Raw genomic sequence first — 19,078 nt, 5'->3', positions numbered from 1 at the left:
TTTACCGAAGCAAGTTAAACAAATGATCTGCTGTTTTCATGATTACAGTTGCATCCTCCAGTGTTTCTGAAATAAATAGCGCTCCTTCAAGATTTGTAATAAAAAGAGATGCAACCTCGTCAATATTTATTGTCTTTCTAAATTCACCCTTCTCTACCCCTTGTTTAAGCAATAGAGAAACTTTTGTTTGTAAGCCTTTAAAAAAAAGACCTATTTTTTCTTTTACTTTTGTGGCATTTGTAGGACTTTGAATATAAAGCGTAATAAATGGACAGCTCCCCTTATATTCTCTCGTCTGAACCCCTTGTGTTATTTGTTTTAAAAACAGTTGGATACGATCTTCAACTAATAATTGGTTTTGAGACAGTAAGTCATCCATTGCAGATTGATACATTTCAATCCAATAATCAACGACCCCTTCCAACAATTCTTCCTTATTAGAGAAGTGATAATACACATTAGACTTTGAAACTTTGCTTACACGAACTAATTCATCCATGCTTGTATAAGCAAACCCTTTTTCTAAAAATAATGTTGCAGCTACTTCAATTACACGTTTTTGATTCATTAATTTTACCTTTGTCATAATTAGTACTATATAGTACTACAATGGGTATTGCAAGTATACTGTTGAATAAAGAAATTGATCAAAAAGTATAATTGATTTTACTGTTAAAATTAACCTCATTTTGAACTAAAGTGAACAGGGTTTGCAATTTTTCACTTGTGTTTGAACGCTGGGTTCAATAAATATGTTTGTTGGAAGATTGATTCATTAATACCCTTATATTAAATATAAAAACTCCATTTTGATTGATAATGATCAAAATGGAGTGTATTTACCGTAACTTTTTATAGTCACTAGCTGTTATTCAAACAATGGCATTAGATGCTTTCTAATTAATTCAACACGATCCTTGGCACGTGGCATAAAGCGCGAAGTAATCGAAATGACCATTTTCTTTTGAGGATTTATGAAGATTACATTTCCACCATCCCCCAAAGCTGCATAGCAATCATCAACGATCCACCACAAGTAACCATAGGCTAACTCTCCCCATCGACTTTTCTCTTTTGTGCTATCCTCTATCCATTTGGAAGAAATGATGTGCTGTCCGTTCCATACACCTCCATTTAAATATAATTGCCCTATTTTCGCCATATCCCGTGGCGTTAAAGTAAGTCCCCAGCCAGCTGTGTTTACTCCTTTAGGGTCTATGATCCAGCCAGTGACATATTTATCCTTCAGAAAAGCGAAATAGTCTTCTTTATTTTGTATAGTTGTATTTGTGGGAGCTTTGATTGCAAGAGGTTTAAACAAGTTTTCTGTAGCGAAATCAAGAACAGATTGACCAGTGGCAGTTGTAAGAACATCTGATAAAATATGTGTGCCAACGGTAGAATAGTTAAACACCCCAATACTACCTTTGCCCCCTAGCAAATCCAATGCAGCTTTTACCCAGTCATCACTTGAATATACTTTTGTATAAGGCTCCGACTTGTATTTATAGGGTGCAGTCATTGACAACAAATTTGCTATGGTGATGTTTTGAATGGTTTTTTCGCCACGTTTCACTGTATAATTTGGAAAAAAATCTAACACATGCTGTTCTATATTTTTCATATATCCTTTATCAATTGCCATTCCAATAAGAATGGAGATGATACTTTTAGTGACAGATGCTATATGCAAAGCATCATCTGGGGTGTACCCATCAAAATATTTTTCGTAAATTAAATGATTATCTTTTCTAATAGCGATGCCTGCTATATTGGAATACTCTTTTTCTATTAAATCTTCAAAGTTATTCATCATTCTGATTGTTAGGGTTTGACACATTGACGTCAGCTATATCAATCCCCATCCTTTCGCTAAAATGAATCATCAATATTGATGTAATAAAGAATAATTTATTATAAAAAATTATTCAATTCTTTTCTTTTTTCCAGATAGTGTGATAACAAAAAAACGTTAATCCTTGTTCGATTAACGTTACGGTTTCTTTTTATCTATCTTCATTTTCATAATATGCTTCATTCGCATGTTTCTGATCTGTACCTTTAAGGTATGCTAGGATCATTTTAGGACGTTTAAGTAAAACCCAGTCTCCATGCTTATCAAATTTTCTGCTTGAAGTGATCATTCCATTTTGAATTGTTCCGTATTTTTTTCCGTTCTTTTTTCCCCAATCTTTTAATCGTTTAGCAAAATCGGCATCTTCTGCCATGAGCATATTTTCATTAAATCCATTAATTGCTTGAAAATCTTTTTTGTAGCACCAAAAGATGCCTACAGAAATTGCACCATATTTTAAAAATAGTGGTCCGATTAATAACAAAGCTGAAACAAAAATTCCTAAGGACATTCTTTCAAACTTTCCTGTAACGCCCCCGCCAATGTACTTACCTGTGCTTAAGTTCTCCACTGCCTTCGATAACACATGTTCGTTCATCTGTGTATCGGCATCAATTGTGACGATGATTTCACCTCTTGCCATATCAACGCCAGCGTTCCTAATCTTCGAAAGGTTCTTATCGCTATTTTTTAGTAGGATACAATTATACGATTTTGCAATTTCCTCTGTTCTATCTGTACAGCGATTTAAAACAACAATAATCTCTACTTGATTTTCAAAGGATTTGGAAGCCTTTAAAATAGATTCTAAGCACTTTCCAATGTATTTTTCTTCATTATGGGCTGGTATGACTATTGAAATTTTTATATCCTCTTTCTTTTGCACTTCTAAAGAGTTCTCCATGTCGTACATACAGCTCCTCCCTTTTAAATGTCTTCTGCATTTATAAAATAAACCAGCTGATCAGTCCACTTGTTGTCCTCGTATATGAATCCTTTCCTCGTGCATTCATAAAGCATCCCAACATTTTCTGCTAATTTTATAGATGCTGTATTGTCGAGGTTTATATGAGCTTCTATTCGATGATAATTTAATTTTTCAAATGCTAGATCAATCGCTGCCTTTACAGCCTCTTTACCATAACCTTTTCTCCAAAAATGGTTATGAATGGTATACCCGAACCTAGCCCATTGAAATTCTTCCCTCATAATTGTGGAAAAGTCTACAAACCCAATATGCGTATTATCTGTTTTTCTAAATACTCCAAATACATACACCTTATCATCCTGAGCCATCTGATGATGCTTAGTAACTAAATCAATAAACCATTCTTTCGTACAGATGCTCATATCTAATTTACCTTCATCGTATTTATGCTGGGAAGGTAAACGATTTTCATATTGCGTAAGCCAAGAAGAGTAATCTCCCTCTTCCATTAATCGAATAATTAATCGTTCTGTTTTCGTCATTATCTTAGTCAATCGAACACCTCATACCTTTCTAAATAGCGATTCATGGAAGTAGTTTACTAGGCTTCTTCGTCTGCAGAGGGGCCGTAGATGCCTGGTACTGGAATATCGAGAAGTCGCAAGTATACCCCAAGTTGCGCCCGATGATGGACCATGTGGCTTAATCCGAAGGTGCGGAACGCAATTGCTCGAGGCTCTTGGCGAATAATATGGTCACCATGACGTAGTGTCCATTCCTCTCCAAGCGTTTTCTCATCACATTCAGTAAGCATCATTTCCAGTTTTCTTACGTTTGTATCGAACTCATCCAGAATGTCAGCTCGCTTTTCTAATGCCTCTCGTCGTAACGGAACGGTGGAAAGATCAAAGTCTAAGTACTGTAAAATAGCCATTTGCCAGTTTAGCAGATTGATTAGGTGCGTGGCCAGACCTCCTAGTGTCATTGATTTCTCATGTGGCCTCCATGTCATATGCTCGTCGGGCAAGCGTTCCAGCATGCGACGAGTAGAAGCCAATTCCTGTGTTGTATCCCCAACAATCAATTGTTTAACCATAAAATCCCTCTCCTCCCTTTTAATCAGCATACTATAAATTCCATTCAAGGGGAAAGCTCTCAAATAAGTTTTTATTCTATGGTTAAACCTTTTTTAGACTGTTAGAATATGTAAATATTTTGAGGGTTTGCGGTTTGAAGATGTGTTCATAAGGGAATATACTAGAATGAATAAAGAGGGGTGAAGATCAAGGTGAAAATAAAAACAATTTTGTTGTTAATGATTTGTTCTTTAGCGCTAGTTGCTTGTAACGATCAGAAAAAAGCATCAAAGGTGATAGAAATTCAAGAATTAATTAATTTCGATGAAGTACAACCCGATACTTTACAACAAATCTCTAATACGGAAGATGTTAAAATTATAGAAAAAACATTTAAAAAAGCTAGAGAATTCGGTGAGGTTGATAACGAAATTGCTCCGCAGTATAAGATCAAACTAAACGATGATGAATACTATCTATGGATTGATAATACAAACACTGGGACAATAGCAAACGTAAACAGTAGAAATATGTTTTACAACATCCTAGCTACCGATGAATTTAAAGAGGCCATTAATTATCGAGAGCAAAATAAATGATTTTTAAATAATAGTAGCAACGATCTGTACGCAACATAGATTGTTGCTATTTTTTAGGGTATGTTTCATATTTATCTGGCTCCATGTTGCTGGAAATGTTCTATCACTTTTTCAACGGATATAGAGCCCCTCCGTATTAGCTATCTTTTCAAATAGCTCAAGATTACGCTGGCTATAGATTAAAAAGGCTAATCCATTCCCACTAAATACCATATTCTCCTCAGGTAAAATGATATGTAGATGGAGATGGTCCGAAACAGCTAATTTTATTAGTGAAATTAATATTGTGTACTCATCAATGTTTAATAAAATGCCTTCTGTAAGATCTTTAGGGATAATTTTATTCCACTCATTCTCGTAGACTTTATAATACAATTGATCCTTATATAAAGGATCTGGTATGTAATAAAATGCATAAAATTCAGATGATTTTAACCACATCAATTCAAAAAATCTCTCGAATTTTTCTAGGCTTTTCTGATAAGAATGATAATCCTGCGTTTTTTCTTGGAAATCGACCATCTCCAATTTATCGAAGAATACTTCTACTTGACTATATTTTTTATTACTTTTTATCTGATAAGGGTAAATATCGAGTATTTTAGCACTTTCATAATCATACAATTGCTCTAGTAATTCTTCTAATTTTTTACTGTCTTTATTAGTTGCTTCCTTGCAAATACAATCGATTATATTTTCTAATGATATACCTTTTGACTCCTTTATTCCTTCTTCAGCACGGTAAAAGAAAAACGTAACGACCTTAGTATACCATCTTTCCTTTGTTGCACCATGCCAGCGTTTTACAAGCTATGCAGCTTTTCCTTCTTCCTGATACCAGCCCTCCCCATCTGTCATTAATAAAACTTGTCCAACTTTATGGTCGTGCTTTTTTACATAGTTTAAATAGATGGAATATTTAGATTTTTATTGATGGAATGGAAATGATTAATTATACTTAAATGATTAACGTTCGATTAGAAACAAATAATACTAGAGTATTGGGGAGAGAAGAATGGAAGAATTAAAAGTAGAAAAAGCAATTCAAGATATTTATCCAGATGATAACGCTTGGTGTTATGGGTGTGGCCGTTTGAATGATGATGGTCATCATCTTCGCACGGGGTGGCATGGTGAAAAGACGATCACAATCTATACACCTGAATCAAAATATATGGGTATTCCAGGATTTATCTATGGTGGTTTAATTGCTTCATTAATTGATTGCCATGGAACAGGGTCGGCAGCGCTTGCCTTGCATCGTAAAAATGGACATGAAATTGGTGATGGAGTGGAGCCACCTCGATTTGTAACGGCTAACCTTAATGTAGATTTCCTCAAGCCAACACCCCAAGATGTTCCCTTAAAGGCAATTGGCACTGTTGAAGAAATTCATCCGAAGAAATGGAAAGTAGAAACTGAAGTTTACGCGCAGGATACGCTTTGTGCTCGTGGAACAGTAGTCCTTGTAGTCATGCCTAGTACTTTTCTAAATAAAAATGATTAGCATTTTTAATAAGAAGAGCACATCTTATTCATAGATGTGCTCTTCTATTGCGTTTTTAATGGATTCATAATCAAGGAACTGTATTACTAATAACTGTCACAAAGCCATTTCTCGTGGCAGTTTCCATTAACGAATAAATAGAGTCACTGGCAGTTTTGTTAAACTCATACCATTGGTCAACAGTGGCGTCATAAATCAACACGTCTGGCTGTCCAGTCAAAGGTTTATCTGAAGATTGCACCAACGAATAGAGATCATAACGTGCTATGCTACTACCTTCCTTGTTCAAGAAATCATATTGGCCCATTTTATAATAGCCCCCAATTACGGTGCTATGCACAGACCATGTGTAGTCGTTAGGCTGTTTTATCTTCTTGCCCATATTTTTAGTAAATATACGGTGCATTTCTTCCATATAGGCATTGCCATTGATTTGCTCGACTACTCCCCCCATTGTCATGTGGTATTCATGAAGTAATGCTTTCACTTCCACACCCTTAATCATCAATGGCTCTGTATCGATTGAGATCGTTAAATGATCGTAATGAACTTTACAGCCAAAGATTTCTGCTAGAAAACGTAATGGTACAATGGTGCGTCCATTCTTTAAGTATGGCTTTGCATCCAATAATACCGTTTTTCCATTTACTGTGGCTTTACTACTGTTTAACTTTAAACTGACTTTCATCTCACTTTGGGTCAGTATCACTTGCCCATCCGACCAATGCACCTTAGCCCCTAAATTTTCACTAATCACGCGTAAAGGTACCATTGTTCGATTGTTTTTTATTTCGGGCTTCACATCCGTTTGTACTGTCATACCGTCCACTTTTAGTTGACTACTAGCTGCTGCAGCAGTTGTGATCGATGTAAGAATGACAATCAACATAAGGAAAATACCTGAACATATTTTTTTCATGATTATTAGCTCCTTTACTTCGCTATCATTACTTCATTCCATATGAACCCTATTATTTCCTTCTGCTATTAGCAACGGTAACAAAAAAATCCTGCATTTTAAGCAGGATTTTTAAGTAAACTTTATGAGGTTTATATATAGGTACGCTATTTCGTACCACTTGCACCAAATCCAGATTCTCCACGGACCGTTTGAGATAATTCATCTACTTCCACTAATTGAATAGAAGGAACAAATTGAATAACCATTTGAGCAATGCGCATTGATTTTTCTACAATAAATGGTTCTTGACCATGGTTGATTAAAATAACACCGATTTCTCCTCTATAGCCTTCATCTATAGTGCCTGGGCTATTCAGTACAGTTACACTATGCTTTAATGCTAATCCACTTCTTGGTCGAATTTGGGCTTCCGTTCCCTTAGGTAATTCAATCTGTATACCTGTCTTAATGAGTTTGGCTACGCCTGCTGGGATTTCTACTGCTTCTATGGAATAGAGATCCATGCCTGCATCACCAGGGTTGGCTTGTATCGGTAGCATGGCTTCAGCGTGAACTTTTTTAATTTTTACTTCTAGATTCATTGTTCTTCATCCTTAACGATTAAAATTGAATGTGTCATCTGTGATCGGCGCAACTTTTGCCTTGGCATAGGTAGCACCCTTTTGTGAAAAGAAATCATATGTGGAGCCTTCATTACGAATCCCATTCATCACAATTGGATTGACTTCCTCTTCTGGGAACATGGCTTCAAAGCCGACATTCATTAAAGCTTTATTTGCATTATAACGTACATATGCGCGCACTTCAGGTGATAATCCTGTTTCCGCATAAATATCATCTGTATACTTCATTTCATTTTGATATAAATCTAATAATAGCTCATAGCCCCATAAATGTAGCTCTTCTTGCTTTTCCTTTGAAAATTGCTTGAATAGATTTTGAGCAAAAAATCCAACTGCTACCCCATGGATAGATTCATCGCGCAAGATGAGTGAAATAATTTCTGCACTATTTCGTAGGAAGCCTTGTCCTCCTAAGTAGAGTGGATAGAAAAAGCCAGAATAAAACAGGAAAGATTCAAGCATAACGGATGAGAACATCGCTTTCCATAAGCTCTCTGGATTGCCTTCTTCAATACTATTATAAATGTCTGCTATTTTATTGGCCTTATACTGTAGAAATTCATTTTTCTTGACCCACTCAAATAGCTCGTCGATTTCTTCGTTTGTACAAAGCGTTGTGAAAATATAAGAATAGGACTTGGCATGTATCGCCTCGAATGCATCAAAAACGGTTAGGACAGCCTTTTCCTGTAAATCGTCTGTATAAGCGGCAACACGATTCATTCCGATATTTGTTTGTACAGTATCCAGTAAGGTTAATCCTGCAAATACTTTTTTATATGTGTCCTGATGCTCAAAGCTTTTCCATTGTTTAATATCTTTACTGACCGCAATTTCTTCTGGAAACCAAATTTGCTTCCATTGCTGGTCCCAAAATATTTGGGCAAGCTCACTTGTTGCCTTATTCCAATTGACTGCCTCATAAATTATATTTGACATGCTACACACTCCTCTAAGCTTTGTAATCGTTGACGAACATAGTAAACAGACTTAATGCCCTTGATCCACGCATAAATGTATACTTTAGCCAATTGTTCGGTTGTCCAATTGTCCGTTACATAAAGCGTCATGGAAATACCTTGGTCAACGTGCTTTTGAGAAGCTGCATATAAATCAATTAAATCATAAGGATTCACATCATACGCCTCCACATATAAATGACTATTGTCATTTGTTAAATGAGGCATTGGATAAATGGTTCTACTATCGGCGTAATCACGAACCTCTACGCGCTCTGTACATGGTGCGATTGAAGCCGTACAGCTACGAATATATGAAATACTACCAGTTGGGGCAATAGCCAAACGATAGGAATGGAATAGACCGTATTGCATTACATCCTGCTTTAACGTTTCCCACATCTTGTTCGTAATGATTGGTATATTGCCAAGCGCCTTCAATACAACAGGTGATAGTTCTTCGTCAATTTTATTGATATATTGGTCAAAATAGCTACCTGATGCATAATCACTGTCCTCAAATCGGTAGAAGGTTGCAGCTTTTTCTTTCGCCATTTCCATCGAAGATTTCAAAGAATAATAGTTCATCGCTTCCATAAAGTGATCCATGAAATCAATCGAATCTTTTGAGCCGTACAGGATGCCCTCCGTCACGAGATGCCCATGGAGGTTCATACAGCCAAGCCCTACAGAATGCATTAATTGGTTGGCTTTTGCAACAGACGGTACATTTTTAATATGTGTCATTTGCGATACATTTGTTAATAGGTGCATCGCTGTATCGACTAATGCGCCGAAATCCTTCACTTTACTTGCTGCATGGATATCGATGGAACCTAAGTTACACGATACATCTAATCCATAGTCGTTTGGTTGATCCTGGTCCGTAATGATACTTGTCTCTTGCACCTGCAAGATTTCTGTACATAAATTGGACATTTTGACACGTCCAATATTTTTTAAAGGATGTACCTTATTGACATTATCATCAAAGATTTCAAACGGATAGCCTGATTCAAATTGTGCTTTTTTCACCTCTGTGTAAAGCTTACGTGCATTTAAACGTTTAATTTTACGAATTTTAGGGTTATCAAGTAGCTCGTAGTACATGTCTGAAATGGAAATCTCAGACATACGTTTGCCATATTCTTTAAAAATATCGTATGGGCTAAACAAAACAATATCCTTATCACGTTTCATCAGTTCGAAGAAAATACTAGGTATAATAATTCCTGTTGAAAGTGTAGCAAGACGAATTTTATCATCAGCATTTGGTTTTTTTGATGAAATGAAATTTTCTATGTCTGCATGGAAAATATTTAGATAGACAACACCAGAGCCATTTCGTTGCCCTAGCTGATTCGAATAACTGAAAGAATTTTCTAACAGTTTTGCTACTGGGATGACACCACTTGCACGATTTAATATCTCTTTAATTGGATCACCTAAAGGGCGTAAATCTGTTAAGTTGACCCCAACCCCACCACCAAGACGTGATAGCTCTAAACAATAGCCAATATTTTCGGCAATACTATTCATGGAGTCATCCATTGATAATTTAAAGCAGCTAACTAATTCACCACGTGCTTTCTTGCCACTATTTAAAGCAGTTGGTGTTGCAGGCTGATAAGCTTCCATCATCGCTTCGACAGAGCGTTCTGCTAGAGCTGTGTTTCCTTGAGCCAAATACAAAGCGATAATGACTATACGATCCTCATACTTTTCTAAGATCTCTTCCCCATCACGACTTTTCATAGCATAGCTATCATAAAATTTACTTGCGCTCATAAAGGATGGAAAGCGGAAATTATAATCATAGGCTTTTTTGTACAACTTCTTAATAAATTCCATCTCGTACATGTCGATAAATGCTTTCTCATAGTAGCCCTCATCAACTAAATAGCGGATTTTTTCCTCAATATCTATAAAATAACGCAAACGTACGTTAACATACTCTAAAAAGTAGCGGCGCGTAGCTTCGCGGTCCTTTTCTAACTCAAGTAATCCAGTTGTACTATAACGATTCAGTACGTCGTTATTAAGCTTTAAATAGGTTTTCATCCCATTACCCTCGTTTCATAAAACGTTTGTATTGCTTCGTAATCTGTTTGATTACCTTGTAAATCTAATTTCCTTACTAGGGGTACATGATACGTAGCAGCGATTTTCTCACCAGCAGCGCCAAATACATGATGACCGAAGTTACTATTACCACTGGCAACTACTCCTTTACAAAAATCCCTGTTTTTTTCTAAAAAACGTTGTACCTTTGCTGGAATGTCACCTAAACCATCTGTGTAGGTAATTAAAAGATAGGGCTTGTTCAATCGCAATTCCTCGGAGAGCTCGATACATTCTGCCTTTAATTTGGATACAACATTGCGCACATTGCCAGTACGACTAGCGAATACGATCATAGGGCAATCAACTCAATTTGAGAAACAATTTCCTGAACATCTCCTATAAAAGTTCCATTCATCTCTAAAACAGGCACACTTAAAAACCCTGCATTAATAATCGTTTGCTTTGCTTGTTCATCGTGATCAATGTTAACAATTTCAGCTTCAAGTCCTGCACGTTGTAGTTCAGATTTTACCCATAGGCATTTTGGACAAATTGTTTTCGTATAAAGTTTCATAGAAATCCCTCTTTTCATAAAATAAAAAAGCCTATCTCCTCTAGAGAGATAGGCTAAATGGAAACGTTAACATACCAAAAATACTGACGTTCCCATCTCTTAATCCCCGAAGAAATGATTAATTTGTTTTAGAAAGGCAGGTCTCCTGGCTTTGCTTCATTCTCTGATTCCCTTCCCATGCGAATGCACAGTGGTTGCAATCATCGTCAGCTTCACAGTTGCGGGGACAGCGTCGGAATTGTACCGAACTTCCCTTTTAAACTACATGTAGTAGTACCTTTGTAAAACGAACACAATATATAGTTGTTGTTCAATAGTTTTAAGTTTACCATCCTTCAAATGAAAAGTAAATCTAGATTCTAAACTTCTTTATTTTTGGATTATTCAGTATTTTTTATTATGTAGTTCGAAATAGATTATCACTAATTACTTATACCTAAACAAAATATATATTTTAAACGATGTACGAGATTTTCTATTAAAATCTATCTACAGTAAATCTATTCATTTATAGAATGCCTAAAATAATCTTGAATAGCTATGGAAACAGTCTATATTCTGAAGAAAAATAGACTGTTTGACACTAGGAACATCTATTAGTGCTTTTCAATAAACAGGGCCAATTCCTTATAAAATTCCGGCGTTGCAGCAGAATTTGTATGAAATTGAGGATTATATTTGGATAAAAGCTTATATAATTTAGTTGCAGTTAATAGATTCTGTTCTCTATCGTAAGCCCTAAAACGATCATAGACCTCTTTCACTTTCCCATTTACTGAATGTGAAAAGTAATATTGCACTTCTTTATCCTCTAAGTAGTCTAGTTGCCAATTGTAACATATTAAATTTGTGAGGAAAAACATTTCTAATGCTGGCATTTCTCCACCTTTCATTAGCAATGTCATGCCATAATCAAAGGCATTTTCTAACCATTTCACTCCATGACGGTCCCTGTAAAAACGAATTAATTTTTGTAGACCATGCCCTTGTTCTTTCACAAGATACGAGTGAATATTCGTATTTCCAGCATTTCTTTCCCATTCATCAAGAGAAAATTTATATTTTCTTATCAGTTTCATCCAAAGCTTTTGAAGTTTCTCTTCAGAAATAGCGTGTGTTTGTTTATTCCACTTTAACAGCATCTCTAAATATTCTAATACAAAGCATCTCTGGATCTCAAAATGATCCAAATTGCTAAATAGAGTATCTTGATCAATATCAATGCTATCCTCTAAAATTTTTTCATCTATCAGCATTCTATTGCCCCGACTAACTCACGTTTTATATTTAAATAGGCATAATTAATATTTTTGTAATCATCAGGATTTTCTTGTATTAATATTTTGATATAAACTTGTAGGGAAATCATGTGCTCACTAGAAAGGTTGTTCATTATTTGCTGCTTTAACTGATTTTCATAAAATAAAATTGAATGAGATGTCATCTTGTTCACTCCTATTCGTTCATAAAAAAAACATCTTTCCCCTTAGGTAAGATGCTAGCTATGACTTAAATACTACATAGTTCTTCAACCAATATAAAATAAGTCGTCTATACTGAATAGAGACCCTTTTCTTGGTTGTCGCACTATGAGTATGATGAAGGTAATTCGTCACACTCAACACCCCCTATCCTCGTAGGTTTTTTGGCTGTACTAGACAAAGGCAGGTCTCCTGGCTTATGATCATCACACATTTTCCCTTCCCATTACATGACAGAACAGTGGCTTTGAAAATGTACTCCTAATTACAGTTGCGGGACAGCGCCGGATTTTCACCGAACTTCCCTTTTAAACAAACTCATTATGAATTTGTACCTTTATCCTGTTATTCCGTTTTTTATAGTATAACATATCAATCTCTTTGCTAACTTACTTCGCATATCACTACAAACAAGAAACCATCTACCTTTTAAATAGTAGATGGTTTCAACGTTTATCAATAGAAAATCCACTTGTTTTTACTTTTTTACTGTCGCATTACGATCTTGAAAGAAATTTTCTAGATCTTTATCTGTAAATTCATTGAATGTTTGATAGGTATACTGTGGATTTCGGTCCTTATCAATGACGACAGAGCGTACACCTTCAAAGAAATCCTCATGTCTTAAAAAGTTTTTAGCCAAGATTAAATCTGTCGCAAAGCATTCCTCTAATGTCTTATCTCGAGCATCTATCAGTTGCTTTAACGTAATCTTTAACGATGATGGAGATTTAGATAGAAGGAACTGCTTTGTTTCTTGCGCAAATTTACTTGCGTCATTGTCTAAGGATTCAACTATCTCTTCCACGGTATTTTTTGAGAAATGCTGATCGATCTTATGTTGGAGGTTGGCAAGGTCACTGTTTGTTAAAGGTGTACTTGAATAGTCCTCCATTAATTGGCCTAGAGCTGTGCTGGTCTCCAATGTATGCCAGTCTAATTGTTCAATGCGCGCTAGGAAAGTGTCTAACTGATCGCTTGTCATGTAGCAATCTGCGCCATTGGTAAAGAGAACATCCGCAGCTTGGATGACCGATGCGGTTAAGGCTAAGTAGTATCCTACATAGCCTGGTGCTTGATTTAAGAAATAACCAGCTCCAACATCCGGAAAGAAGCCAATATTCATTTCTGGCATAGCCCATTTCGTTCGTTCAGTAACGATTCGGTGGCTTGCCCCATAGGTTAACCCGACCCCACCTCCCATGACAATGCCATCAAGGCAGGCAATAATGGGTTTAGGGTAGTGGTAGATCGCCATATCTACTTGATATTCTTCTTCAAAAAAGATTTCAGCATTTTTGAAAGCTTCCTGACTGGAGCGAGCTTTATAAAGTGTTTTAATGTCACCACCTGCGCAAAATCCCTTCTCACCAGCTCCTTTTAGGATGATTAGCTGAATTTGGTCATTTGCTTGCCATTCCTTCAGTTTCTCTCCGATGGGCTTTAGCATTTCAGTAGAAAGTGAATTTAAGGCTTTAGGACGATTCAGTGTAATGGTTGCTGCGCCGCCGTCACTGACAGAAAATAGTACTTCGTTCGTCATATCGATTCCCTCCTTTAAGAATGTTTAAAGTCTGGCTGTCTTTTTTCAATAAATGCCTGAACGCCTTCTTTAGCATCCTCTGTTAAAAACAACTCTGCAAAACGTGTTCGTTCAAGTTCTAGCCCATTTTGGAGATGATCTTTGCCGCCCTGTATGACACATTCAATTGTACGGGACACACTTGTCATACTTTTACCCTCAACAAAGGACTGCGCAATCGCTTTTGCAGTTGACAGAAGCTCCTCTGATTCCGTCACCAGTTGAATAATGCCTAATTGTAGTGCTTCGTCGGCACTTAGTTGTTTACTTGTTAAAATCAATTGTAATGCCTTTGCTTGCCCCGTGATTCTGCTCAATCGTTGAGTCCCCCCGAATGTCGGCAATAAGCCAAGCTTTAATTCTGGTAAACCAACAATGGCAGAATTTGATGCAATTCTGAAATGACAGCCTAACGCTAACTCTAATCCTCCTCCAAGAGCTGGACCATTAATAGCAGCAATAACAGGCTTTTTCATGGCTTCAATTTCATCACATAGTGCTTGACCTATCTCAGCCATCTGCAATGCTTTTTCCTGTTGCCCAAAGGCAGAAACAAATTCCTTAATATCTGCACCAGCGGCAAAAAATCGTCCAGAGCCTGTTATAATGATAGCATTCGTTTGTTCGTCCACAGCTAACTCTTTGAGAATGAGTCGAAGATTTTCAATCGATGCGGATGATAAAGTATTTGCTGGTGGATGATCTAAATGAATGATCGTGATGGCACCTTCCTTGCTTACATTGGCAAAAGTATCGACCATTATCGTTTCCCTCCTATTTAATAACAATTAACTTATCGATTTTGGATTGTTAATAATACTTCTAGCAATCTCTCGCTTTTTCATAAAGAGATTTTGATGAAGCGGGATGTTTAGTTGTTGAATAGCATCTAGCCATATTTTTCGCTTTTGTTCATTTGTTTCAGCAGCACAAATAATATCAATAGTACTTTTTTCTATTTTACGGTAGCCCTCCTGACAGATGATATCAGTCATCAAGCGCTTCGTTTTTTCATTTGCGTTTTTTTCAGTTCTCAGTAAAGAGGCTTCCATAACATAAAGATCCTTTGCTATATCAGCCAACAGACGCATGTATTCCTGCTCTTGTTCTAAATGGATCTGTGCGTCTGTAATGACAGTAAGAGCTATTTGCCTTAAATAGTTGGAAAGCTGGATGTATTGCTGATTTATTTCAGCTGGCTTATAGGCTTCAGGCGCATTATACGTAGAAGGTGCGAGTGTATATTTTTTATATAACATTTTCGCAATGGTTAAACGATTGATTTCGTTTGTCCCTTCAAAAATACGGCTAATCCTCGCATCACGATACAGTCGTTCTACCTCATAATCTTGCATATAGCCATAGCCACCATGTATTTGTACAGCTTCATCTACAATTTTGCCAAGGGCTTCTGAGCAATTGACTTTATTAAGGGCACATTCCAAAGCGAAATCGGCTATTTTATAAACCATCGACTCTTTACTAGCTAACTCAATCGCATCATCCATTTCTCCAGCTGTCCGATAGGCAGCACTTTCAGCCCCATATATCGAAATGGCCATGTCCGCTAGCTTTTCCTGTATCATAGTAAAATCAACAATTGGCTTGTGAAATTGCTTCCGTTCCTTCCCGTAATTCACAGCTAATTGTAGAGCCTGTTTGGCAGTGCCAATGTTGGAGAAAGCTAGCTTTAGACGTGCCATATTCAATATATTCATCGCCACTTTATGGCCTTTTCCAACCTCGCCAAGTACATTCTCCCTCGGTACGCTAACATCCTCTAATATAAGGGTAGCCGTCGAAGATCCCTTAATGCCCATCTTCTCTTCTTCCTGTCCCACAGATACCCCTGTAAAGGTACGCTCTACAATGAAAGCAGTCATGCCTTCACTTGTTTTGGCAAAAACAACAAAGATATCTGCTAGCTGCGCATTGGTAATCCATTGCTTTTCACCGTTTAAGATCCATGCAGAGCCATCTCCATTTAAAATCGCATTTGTTTTGGGATGTAATGCATCTGAACCTGCGTCTGGCTCAGTCAGTGCGTAGGCTCCAATCCATTCACCTGAGGCCAACTTTGGTAAGTATCTGTGCTTTTGTGACGCATCTCCAAAATAGACATAGGGCAATGTGCCGACTCCTGCATGAATATTGTAAGAGACACTAAATGAGCCACCATAGCCCATTTTTTCTGCAACGAGCCCTGAAATTTTTTTATTGAGTGCCAGCCCCCCATAGTCTTCGGGTATCTCAATGGCTAGTAAACCAAGGTCACCTGCTTTTTGAAATAACTGACGAGTAACTTCATATTGATGCTTTTCAATAGCTGTAATATTAGGTGAGACATCCTGTTTAATGAAGAGCTCTGCCGTTTTTGCGATAAGCTCTTCCTCATCTTGAAAGTCCTCTGGTGTAAAGATGGTCATTTTGTCCTCTAGTTTATCCATACTAGCCCTCCTTGAAAGAAAAGGAGAAAAACAACTTTTCTCCTACTTTATTTCCTCTTTCGGTAAGATGGTTTTCGCCAACTCACTATCTAAATCTTCAAATTTGTAATAGGAAATGGTTTCATATAATTCACTTCTCGTTTGCATATCCTCAATAGCATCTTTCTGAGTTCCTGTGTTTTTTATTAAGGTAAACACTTGCTCATAGGCTTTGGCTGCAACTCTCATGGATGTAACGGGATAAATCACCATCGAATAGCCCATTTTTTCAAACTCCTTAGCGGTATAATAAGGCGTTTGTCCAAATTCAGTCATATTAGCTAATAAGGGAGCATCCAGCTCACGGGCAAATTGTTTAAACTCTTTTTCTGTTTGTAACGCCTCTGGGAAAATAGCATCTGCCCCAGCTGCTACATAGGCTTTAGCTCTTAAGATAGCCTGTTCTAAGCCTTCTACAGACCTCGCATCTGTACGGGCAACAATCACTAAAGTAGGAGCTATTTGCTTAATCATCTTTATTTTTTGTATCATTTCCTCTTGGGAAACAAGCGTTTTTCCATTCAAGTGACCACATTTTTTTGGAAGATTTTGATCTTCTAGCTGTACAGCAGCAACCCCTGCCTCTATCATTTCACGCGCTGTACGGGCAACGTTTAGTACACCACCGAAGCCAGTATCGATATCCACGAGCATTGGTAAATTCGTAGCACGAATAATATCGTTCGCTCGCTGCGCCACCTCACTGGAATAAATCATTCCTAAATCAGGTAAGCCTCTACTGGCCGTGTAGGCAGCTCCAGAAAGATACAATGCCTCAAAGCCAACTTTTTTAGCCATTAAACCTGCCATTGCATCATGAGCGCCTGGTATTTGCAAAATCGTTGAACGATTAATGAGCGCTTGAAATTGCTCAGCCAGTTGTTTTTGTGTTATCGCTTCATTTACAATCCACGCCATCTATAAAAACCCCCTAATAATCAATGATGCCTCGCCATAAGTACGTCCAGAATCGCCTAGAAAGTTAAACAAATAAATTAACAAATTCATGGACGGCACTATTTTCAAGAAGCTCTTGATCAGCACAAACCTCATTAATTTTACGTAATTGTTTTTGTGAATAATGGGTACTGATGTTTTGCTGGAATTTATCAATGATTTGAGGGAATGCTTCCTCACGACGGAAACGGTGTCCTAAAGGATATTCACACTCAATAAGCTCAGATGATGTGCCGTCGTTGTAATAAACTTGAACAGCATTGGCAATCGAACGTTTTTCAGGATCTAGGTAATCGATTGTATATTGAGCGTTTTCCACAACCACCATTTTATTTCTTAAATCATCGATACGAGGATCTGCTGCCACATCATCTTCATAGTGATCTGCAATAATATCACCAAAGATAAGACCAATAGCTGTAATATATTGAAGACAGTGATCGCGATCAGCTGGATTCAGAAGAGGCCCTTCTTTATCAATAATTCGTATTGCTGATTCATGTGTCGTAATTTGAATGCGTTCAATGTCCTGTAAACGATTTTTCACTTCATGGTGTAAATGAACGGCACATTCAGCAGCTGTTTGTGCATGGAATTCAGCTGGATAAGAAACCTTGAATAGTACATTTTCCATCACATAAGATGTCAGTGGTCTAGCAAGCTTTAATTCTTGTTTATTAAAGAGAACGTCTTGGAATCCCCATCCTGGTGCAGATAAGGCCGTTGCGTAGCCCATTTCGCCTTTCACAGCCATCATCGCTAATTGCACTGCTCTACTTGTTGCATCACCAGCAGCCCATGATTTTCTAGAACCTGTATTCGGTGCATGGCGATATGTTCGTAGGCTTGAATTATCAATCCAGGCATTGGACAATGCATTGACAATTTCCTGATGCGTGCCTCCTAATGCCTTTGTCACAACAGCTGTTGTTGCAATTTTGACAAACAGAACATGATCTAGCCCAACACGATTTAAGCTATTTTCTAGTGCTAAAATCCCTTGTATTTCATGTGCTTGAATCATCATTTCTAAAACATCTTTCACTTTAAGAGGCGCCTTACCCTCTGCCACACGCACGCGACTTAAATAATCTGCCACAGCTAATATGCCACCTAAATTATCAGATGGATGCCCCCATTCAGCCGCAAGCCAAGTATCGTTGTAATCTAACCAACGAATCATACACCCGATATTAAAAGCGCCTTTTACTGGATCAAGAACATAGGAAGTTCCAGGAACACGTGTACCATTAGGAACGACTGTGCCTGGTACTACTGGACCAAGAAGCTTCGTGCATTCAGGATATTGTAAGGCCAAAATGCCACAGCCTAAAGTATCCAATAGAACATAGCGTGCCGTTTCGTACGCCTCTTCACTTGTAATCTTTGTATTTAGTACATAATCCGCAATATCTGTAAGTAATTGATCTGTCTTCGTTATGTCATTTGTTTTAATCATCTATAT

At 37.3% G+C, this 19,078-nt stretch carries 21 protein-coding genes and 2 riboswitches; of the genes, 2 read left to right on the top strand and 19 right to left on the bottom strand.

The window, feature by feature from the left end:
- Nucleotide 1: 1 nt before the first annotated feature.
- From MHB39_RS11860 to MHB39_RS11840, 5 genes are all read right to left on the bottom strand, one after another.
- Nucleotides 2-568, bottom strand: a complete 567-nt coding sequence (locus MHB39_RS11860; protein ID WP_312752924.1) for a TetR/AcrR family transcriptional regulator — start codon at nucleotides 566-568, stop codon at nucleotides 2-4.
- 300 nt (nucleotides 569-868) lie between these two features.
- On the bottom strand, nucleotides 869-1,813 hold the full coding sequence (locus MHB39_RS11855; protein ID WP_342543818.1) for a serine hydrolase: 945 nt from the start codon (nucleotides 1,811-1,813) through the stop codon (nucleotides 869-871).
- A 193-nt stretch (nucleotides 1,814-2,006) separates the two neighbouring features.
- Nucleotides 2,007-2,768 carry a glycosyltransferase gene (locus MHB39_RS11850; protein ID WP_269898453.1) on the bottom strand — a complete coding sequence of 254 codons (762 nt, stop codon included), beginning with the start codon at nucleotides 2,766-2,768 and terminating at the stop codon, nucleotides 2,007-2,009.
- Nucleotides 2,769-2,782: 14 nt separating this feature from the next.
- Nucleotides 2,783-3,337, bottom strand: a complete 555-nt coding sequence (locus MHB39_RS11845; RefSeq protein WP_342543817.1) for a GNAT family protein — start codon at nucleotides 3,335-3,337, stop codon at nucleotides 2,783-2,785.
- A 47-nt stretch (nucleotides 3,338-3,384) separates the two neighbouring features.
- Complete coding sequence (locus MHB39_RS11840; protein WP_048392745.1) at nucleotides 3,385-3,879, bottom strand: DinB family protein; 495 nt, start codon at nucleotides 3,877-3,879, stop codon at nucleotides 3,385-3,387.
- 192 nt (nucleotides 3,880-4,071) lie between these two features.
- Here MHB39_RS11840 and MHB39_RS11835 point away from each other — a divergent pair, with 192 nt between their 5' ends.
- Complete coding sequence (locus tag MHB39_RS11835; RefSeq protein WP_342543816.1) at nucleotides 4,072-4,458, top strand: hypothetical protein; 387 nt, start codon at nucleotides 4,072-4,074, stop codon at nucleotides 4,456-4,458.
- 111 nt (nucleotides 4,459-4,569) lie between these two features.
- On the opposite strand, the gene MHB39_RS11830 is transcribed toward MHB39_RS11835, so the two are convergent.
- Nucleotides 4,570-5,082 carry a hypothetical protein gene (locus tag MHB39_RS11830; protein ID WP_342543815.1) on the bottom strand — a complete coding sequence of 171 codons (513 nt, stop codon included), beginning with the start codon at nucleotides 5,080-5,082 and terminating at the stop codon, nucleotides 4,570-4,572.
- Nucleotides 5,083-5,473: 391 nt separating this feature from the next.
- Here MHB39_RS11830 and MHB39_RS11825 point away from each other — a divergent pair, with 391 nt between their 5' ends.
- The gene (locus MHB39_RS11825) at nucleotides 5,474-5,965 is read left to right on the top strand and encodes a PaaI family thioesterase (protein WP_342543814.1); all 492 of its coding nucleotides are present in this window, start codon (nucleotides 5,474-5,476) and stop codon (nucleotides 5,963-5,965) included.
- A gap of 70 nt (nucleotides 5,966-6,035) precedes the next feature.
- Here MHB39_RS11825 and MHB39_RS11820 read toward each other — a convergent pair whose 3' ends face one another.
- The 13 genes from MHB39_RS11820 to prpD form a co-directional block, all read right to left on the bottom strand.
- Entirely contained in the window at nucleotides 6,036-6,884 is an 849-nt protein-coding gene (locus MHB39_RS11820) for a stalk domain-containing protein (RefSeq protein ID WP_342543813.1), read from the bottom strand.
- Nucleotides 6,885-7,030: 146 nt separating this feature from the next.
- Nucleotides 7,031-7,468: a dUTP diphosphatase gene (dut, locus tag MHB39_RS11815; protein WP_339280989.1), complete on the bottom strand. Its 438-nt coding sequence runs from the start codon at nucleotides 7,466-7,468 to the stop codon at nucleotides 7,031-7,033.
- Between the two features lie 12 nt (nucleotides 7,469-7,480).
- Entirely contained in the window at nucleotides 7,481-8,449 is a 969-nt protein-coding gene (gene nrdF / locus MHB39_RS11810; RefSeq protein WP_004229921.1) for a class 1b ribonucleoside-diphosphate reductase subunit beta, read from the bottom strand.
- On the bottom strand, nucleotides 8,437-10,530 hold the full coding sequence (gene nrdE, locus MHB39_RS11805) for a class 1b ribonucleoside-diphosphate reductase subunit alpha (protein WP_333004029.1): 2,094 nt from the start codon (nucleotides 10,528-10,530) through the stop codon (nucleotides 8,437-8,439). The genes nrdF and nrdE overlap by 13 nt, the downstream gene beginning before the upstream one ends.
- On the bottom strand, nucleotides 10,527-10,886 hold the full coding sequence (nrdI, locus tag MHB39_RS11800) for a class Ib ribonucleoside-diphosphate reductase assembly flavoprotein NrdI (protein WP_342543812.1): 360 nt from the start codon (nucleotides 10,884-10,886) through the stop codon (nucleotides 10,527-10,529). Before nrdI ends, nrdE begins: the two co-directional genes overlap by 4 nt.
- A complete protein-coding gene (locus MHB39_RS11795) occupies nucleotides 10,883-11,107 on the bottom strand; it encodes a glutaredoxin (protein ID WP_016991734.1) in 225 nt (74 codons plus the stop codon). The genes nrdI and MHB39_RS11795 overlap by 4 nt, the downstream gene beginning before the upstream one ends.
- A gap of 117 nt (nucleotides 11,108-11,224) precedes the next feature.
- Nucleotides 11,225-11,403, bottom strand: a riboswitch (cobalamin riboswitch).
- Nucleotides 11,404-11,703: 300 nt separating this feature from the next.
- Nucleotides 11,704-12,363 (bottom strand): hypothetical protein, encoded by a 660-nt coding sequence (locus MHB39_RS11790; RefSeq protein ID WP_342543811.1) that lies wholly within the window; start codon nucleotides 12,361-12,363, stop codon nucleotides 11,704-11,706.
- Nucleotides 12,357-12,551: a hypothetical protein gene (locus tag MHB39_RS11785; RefSeq protein WP_205443570.1), complete on the bottom strand. Its 195-nt coding sequence runs from the start codon at nucleotides 12,549-12,551 to the stop codon at nucleotides 12,357-12,359. Before MHB39_RS11785 ends, MHB39_RS11790 begins: the two co-directional genes overlap by 7 nt.
- A 201-nt stretch (nucleotides 12,552-12,752) precedes the next feature.
- Nucleotides 12,753-12,942: riboswitch (cobalamin riboswitch) on the bottom strand.
- Nucleotides 12,943-13,066: 124 nt separating this feature from the next.
- Nucleotides 13,067-14,131, bottom strand: a complete 1,065-nt coding sequence (locus MHB39_RS11780; RefSeq protein ID WP_342543810.1) for an enoyl-CoA hydratase/isomerase family protein — start codon at nucleotides 14,129-14,131, stop codon at nucleotides 13,067-13,069.
- Between the two features lie 14 nt (nucleotides 14,132-14,145).
- Nucleotides 14,146-14,931, bottom strand: coding sequence for an enoyl-CoA hydratase-related protein (locus tag MHB39_RS11775; protein WP_342543809.1), 786 nt, complete (start codon nucleotides 14,929-14,931; stop codon nucleotides 14,146-14,148).
- 27 nt (nucleotides 14,932-14,958) lie between these two features.
- Nucleotides 14,959-16,617, bottom strand: coding sequence for an acyl-CoA dehydrogenase family protein (locus tag MHB39_RS11770; protein WP_342543808.1), 1,659 nt, complete (start codon nucleotides 16,615-16,617; stop codon nucleotides 14,959-14,961).
- A 42-nt stretch (nucleotides 16,618-16,659) separates the two neighbouring features.
- On the bottom strand, nucleotides 16,660-17,574 hold the full coding sequence (prpB, locus tag MHB39_RS11765; protein WP_342543807.1) for a methylisocitrate lyase: 915 nt from the start codon (nucleotides 17,572-17,574) through the stop codon (nucleotides 16,660-16,662).
- A 64-nt stretch (nucleotides 17,575-17,638) separates the two neighbouring features.
- Nucleotides 17,639-19,072, bottom strand: a complete 1,434-nt coding sequence (gene prpD, locus MHB39_RS11760; RefSeq protein ID WP_342543806.1) for a 2-methylcitrate dehydratase — start codon at nucleotides 19,070-19,072, stop codon at nucleotides 17,639-17,641.
- Between the last annotated feature and the right edge of the window lie 6 nt (nucleotides 19,073-19,078).

The sequence above is a fragment of the Lysinibacillus sp. FSL K6-4013 genome (genome assembly GCF_038630435.1).
Classification (GTDB): Bacteria; Bacillota; Bacilli; order Bacillales_A; family Planococcaceae; genus Lysinibacillus; species Lysinibacillus boronitolerans.
Note: the sequence above shows the minus strand (reverse complement) of the source record. Positions and strands in the feature narration are given on the sequence as shown.

Bases quoted from the DNA above. Each gene is read 5' to 3' on its own strand.
- MHB39_RS11855 (WP_342543818.1), bottom strand. From the start codon at position 1,813: ATGAATAACTTTGAAGATTTAATAGAAAAAGAGTATTCCAATATAGCA.
- MHB39_RS11795 (WP_016991734.1), bottom strand. From the start codon at position 11,107: ATGAAACTTTATACGAAAACAATTTGTCCAAAATGCCTATGGGTAAAA.
- prpD (WP_342543806.1), bottom strand. From the start codon at position 19,072: ATGATTAAAACAAATGACATAACGAAGACAGATCAATTACTTACAGAT.
- MHB39_RS11850 (WP_269898453.1), bottom strand. From the start codon at position 2,768: ATGTACGACATGGAGAACTCTTTAGAAGTGCAAAAGAAAGAGGATATA.
- dut (WP_339280989.1), bottom strand. From the start codon at position 7,468: ATGAATCTAGAAGTAAAAATTAAAAAAGTTCACGCTGAAGCCATGCTA.
- MHB39_RS11825 (WP_342543814.1), top strand. From the start codon at position 5,474: ATGGAAGAATTAAAAGTAGAAAAAGCAATTCAAGATATTTATCCAGAT.
- prpB (WP_342543807.1), bottom strand. From the start codon at position 17,574: ATGGCGTGGATTGTAAATGAAGCGATAACACAAAAACAACTGGCTGAG.
- MHB39_RS11770 (WP_342543808.1), bottom strand. From the start codon at position 16,617: ATGGATAAACTAGAGGACAAAATGACCATCTTTACACCAGAGGACTTT.
- nrdE (WP_333004029.1), bottom strand. From the start codon at position 10,530: ATGAAAACCTATTTAAAGCTTAATAACGACGTACTGAATCGTTATAGT.
- MHB39_RS11860 (WP_312752924.1), bottom strand. From the start codon at position 568: ATGAATCAAAAACGTGTAATTGAAGTAGCTGCAACATTATTTTTAGAA.
- MHB39_RS11820 (WP_342543813.1), bottom strand. From the start codon at position 6,884: ATGAAAAAAATATGTTCAGGTATTTTCCTTATGTTGATTGTCATTCTT.
- MHB39_RS11785 (WP_205443570.1), bottom strand. From the start codon at position 12,551: ATGACATCTCATTCAATTTTATTTTATGAAAATCAGTTAAAGCAGCAA.
- MHB39_RS11775 (WP_342543809.1), bottom strand. From the start codon at position 14,931: ATGGTCGATACTTTTGCCAATGTAAGCAAGGAAGGTGCCATCACGATC.
- nrdI (WP_342543812.1), bottom strand. From the start codon at position 10,886: ATGATCGTATTCGCTAGTCGTACTGGCAATGTGCGCAATGTTGTATCC.
- nrdF (WP_004229921.1), bottom strand. From the start codon at position 8,449: ATGTCAAATATAATTTATGAGGCAGTCAATTGGAATAAGGCAACAAGT.
- MHB39_RS11840 (WP_048392745.1), bottom strand. From the start codon at position 3,879: ATGGTTAAACAATTGATTGTTGGGGATACAACACAGGAATTGGCTTCT.
- MHB39_RS11780 (WP_342543810.1), bottom strand. From the start codon at position 14,131: ATGACGAACGAAGTACTATTTTCTGTCAGTGACGGCGGCGCAGCAACC.
- MHB39_RS11790 (WP_342543811.1), bottom strand. From the start codon at position 12,363: ATGCTGATAGATGAAAAAATTTTAGAGGATAGCATTGATATTGATCAA.